At 58.7% G+C, this 269-nt stretch carries 1 protein-coding gene; it reads right to left on the bottom strand.

The window, feature by feature from the left end:
- Positions 1-198: hypothetical protein (locus Q4528_RS14030; RefSeq protein ID WP_303522209.1), on the bottom strand; the 198-nt coding region annotated here is incomplete at its 3' end.
- Positions 199-269 lie beyond the last annotated feature (71 nt).

Here is a 269-nt window from a genome sequence, read left to right as displayed (position 1 = left end):
AAGCATTCCAGCATCGCCGGGTAGTTTCTGCACCTGGAAAATGTAGGGCTGGCCGATCAGCCGCATGACGTAAGCCGAGCGTTGCTTGTACAGGATCAGCGTGTCGCCCAATTGCAAGGCGTCAACAAGGTAATCCGGCGTTTCTGCAACGTCCACCTCGCCCGCGTCAATCGTGACGTCTGTTTCGTCCCACGACACGGGGAGCGGTCCGGGCACCGCAGCGCTAGACCACTTGACCATGTTGGGATAACGGGTGTACCCCTTGGTGA

The organism is Staphylococcus pasteuri, from assembly GCF_030547725.1.
In the GTDB taxonomy this organism is placed as follows: domain Bacteria; phylum Bacillota; class Bacilli; order Staphylococcales; family Staphylococcaceae; genus Staphylococcus; species Staphylococcus pasteuri.
This window is presented reverse-complemented; position numbering and strand designations above follow the sequence as displayed.